We start from the raw sequence: 3,222 nt of genomic DNA, 5'->3' as shown, positions 1-3,222 counted from the left end.
ATCATTGCAGGATCTCTCAAAGTGGCACTGTTTGACCGAAATACGTGGCATGGTCACGCCGAAATAGCCAGTCCGTGCTCTTTTACTGTGTCTAATACTATTTGCGAAATTTTTCGATAATGAATATGGCAGATGTTTGGGAACAAATGATGTTCTATCTGGTAATTCAATCCACCAATCAACCAAGAAAATAGTTTGCTACGAGGAGAAAAGTTGCTAGTGGTAATTAGTTGATGTACATACCAATCGTTTTTTATGATTCCTTTTTCGCTAGCTATCGGATATGCTGTATTAGGCATTACATGAGCAACTTGAAATACACAACTTATTAGAAGACCTGTAACAAGATGCATCGATATAAAAGCCAATATAACAATCCATGCAGGCAACGGAGTAAATAAAATTGGCAGGATTAGGGCATAAGAATAATATAGAAGTTTCCATGCGATTAATTTATAAAGTTCGTTTTGATATTCTTTTTTGGAACCTAGCAAGCCTTTTTTATGATACCTGTAAATCCTAACAAAATCCTTAACCGTAATCCATGACAAAGTAGATATGCTATAAAAGAACCATACATAGATAAATTGAAATTTATGTAGCCAATTTCTTTTGCTATGAGGTGAAAACCTTAAAAAAAATGGAACATTTATATCGTCATCAGCACCCTGTATGTTCGTATAAGTATGATGCAAAACATTATGCTGTATTCTCCATACGGCCATATTTGCCCCTATGAAGTTCATGGTATATCCCAGATATTTATTAACCTTTTTCTTTTTTGAATACGAACCGTGAATAGCATCGTGCATTACCCCCATACCTATACCCGCCATTCCTAGTCCACTAATGATGTACATTATGAATAAGAAGTATACTCGATGGATAAGCCCTAAACTTATCAATATCAAAGGGACTATAAAAAGAGAAAGCATTAATACAGTTTTGCAAACCATACTATTGTTTGCGTGTTTACTTACATCATTAGTGATAAAATATCGGTTAACCCTATTTCTTAGTACTTTTGAAAAGTGAGAAGGTCTATTTGTTGAGAATTTTGGAGTTTTCATTATATTATTTTTTAACAATTGATCAATTTATATATTTTGAATGGTTATCCTGTGCTTGAATTGTCTTTAAAAGACAGTGGAAAAATACCTGAATAACTCTCGTGAACACACTTTTCATAACAGGGTGTTTGTTCAATAAGTTTATCGAATCGACATGCGTTATGATAATAGAGAGGTTTGAAATTTAGAAGATATTTACAGCTATCAATTTAAAATCAACCCAGAGCATTATTATAAACAAGCAAGGGGTTGCTATGCCAGACCAAATATTAATCATATAAAGCTTCTTTAGGTTAGTTGAATAGGTTTTATTTATATGTAGATGCGTAAAACAAAGTTAAAAGACAGAATATAAATAGTGTTATATATTTCCTGAAATTATTTATATATGTCACAGTTGCATTCAGGATATAAAAGTCTTTACGGTTTTATGTGTAATAATTTGTTAAAAAGATGGTTTTTGTTTCTAAATATTTGAAAATAAGATATTTGTGCTCTGTGATTTGCTTAGCTTTATAAGAACCCTTCACTCTTATTTTAGTATACCAGTTTGTTTTCTGAATAGTAACTAAGAAGTTTTACCCTATACTTTCATTCGGTTAAAAATAACAAACAAACATGTATTCAAACAATGTAACTCAAAAACTAATCAAGGATCATGAACTTATTCCCGGAAAGGAAATAGGGATAAGGATAGATCAGGCTCTTTTACAAAATGCAACAGGAACTCTAGTACAGCTTGAACTGGAAGCAATGGGGTTACAAAAGGCTAAAACAGAAATAGCAGTTCAGTATGTAGATCATAATTTGTTACAAACTAAAAATGCCGAAGATCATTTATTTCTCTTATCAGCCGCTCAACGATTTGGATTATGGTATAGTCGTCTGGGTAACGGCGTAAGTCACCCTGTTCATATGGAACTTAATACTACTAGTATTACCGTTCTGACCAATGCGTTATTGATTAAGCTGCCATAATTGAATTCTATAAACCAATTAATCAAGCTATTTTTTTCTGTTCATGGCAATAATTACAATTCCACTAACCAGCAATAATACACCAACAATTGGTGACCATTGCACTGGATGATTTTTTTCCTTGCTTATTTCTATTGGACCAATGTCAACTACTTTTTCTGTGGTCACGTAATTGAAACCCGTATATATCATCATTATTATTCCTATTATAAGAATCCCGATTCCTATATTTTTTGCTTTCATTATTTTTAATTTGTTTGTGTGCTATTAGTAATTAGTCTAGAATTCTAGTCCATCAATTAGATAGCACAGTTCCCTTTGATGTTGACTATTTATAAAAAATAATTAATAGCCCGTTTGGTTTTTAGCATCATCAATCATTTGCTGATTAGGCAAAATGGCCACATTTACTCTCCTGTTTTTTGCACGACCACTAACTGTTAAGTTGTCGTGCATTGGTTGAGATTCACCAAACCAATTGGTTGTAAAACGTCCAGAAATTAATCCTTTACCTGTTAAAAAATTAGTTACAGCGTAGGCTCTATTTTTTGAAAGCGTCATATTATAGTCTTCAGAGCCAACATTATCTGTATGTCCCACAACAATAATATTAGTGTCCTGAAATTCTTTAAAAACATTGACTAATTTATTTAGTGTTTCTTGTGATTTGTAATTGATATTGTATTTGTCGGTATCAAAATAAACACCACTATTTTCGTCAAAGGTGACTACAATTCCATTATCTATACGTTCAACGGCTGCACCAGGAATTACTTCTTCAATTTTTTGTGCTTGTTTGTCCATTTTGTTCCCAATAAGTACACCTGCAGTTCCTCCAACAACGCCACCAATGACAGCACCTAATTCTCCATTTCCACCTTTTCCAACATTATTTCCTATAATAGCGCCTAAAATAGCACCTCCTGTGGCACCAATGACAGCTCCTTTTTGTTTATTGTTTGCATTATCAACTGCTTTACAGCTAGAAATACTTAGTGCAATACCTACTGCCAATATTAGAATTCCTAATTTATTTATTATTGTTTTCATTTTTTAAAGTTTTGTAAAATTCATATTTATTATAAAGGGTAATCCGTCTACGATAACCGTCAGACTGCGCAAAAAGTCTAGTAATCCACAATATTTTGTGTATAACTTGTCCATCATCTCTACT

The 3,222-nt window shown here is 32.7% G+C and carries 3 protein-coding genes and 1 pseudogene; 1 reads left to right on the top strand and 3 read right to left on the bottom strand.

Annotation, left to right across the window (positions count from 1 at the left end; all coding sequences use genetic code 11):
* Positions 1–53: 53 nt before the first annotated feature.
* On the bottom strand, positions 54–1,070 hold the full coding sequence (locus ABD792_RS04260; RefSeq protein ID WP_345004564.1) for a fatty acid desaturase family protein: 1,017 nt from the start codon (positions 1,068–1,070) through the stop codon (positions 54–56).
* Positions 1,071–1,688: 618 nt separating this feature from the next.
* Here ABD792_RS04260 and ABD792_RS04255 point away from each other — a divergent pair.
* Positions 1,689–1,991, top strand: a pseudogene (locus ABD792_RS04255) (aconitate hydratase); the annotation flags it as partial.
* A gap of 84 nt (positions 1,992–2,075) precedes the next feature.
* Here the strand turns inward: ABD792_RS04255 and ABD792_RS04250 are convergent.
* Together ABD792_RS04250 and ABD792_RS04245 are read right to left on the bottom strand one after the other, a co-directional pair.
* A complete protein-coding gene (locus tag ABD792_RS04250) occupies positions 2,076–2,291 on the bottom strand; it encodes a hypothetical protein (RefSeq protein ID WP_345004563.1) in 216 nt (71 codons plus the stop codon).
* A 102-nt stretch (positions 2,292–2,393) separates the two neighbouring features.
* Positions 2,394–3,098 (bottom strand): YiaD family glycine zipper/OmpA-like lipoprotein, encoded by a 705-nt coding sequence (locus ABD792_RS04245; RefSeq protein WP_345004562.1) that lies wholly within the window; start codon positions 3,096–3,098, stop codon positions 2,394–2,396.
* Positions 3,099–3,222: the final 124 nt, after the last annotated feature.

Origin of the sequence: Snuella lapsa (assembly GCF_039539345.1) — a bacterium.
GTDB classification, from domain to species: Bacteria; Bacteroidota; Bacteroidia; order Flavobacteriales; family Flavobacteriaceae; genus Snuella; species Snuella lapsa.
Note: the sequence above shows the minus strand (reverse complement) of the source record. Positions and strands in the feature narration are given on the sequence as shown.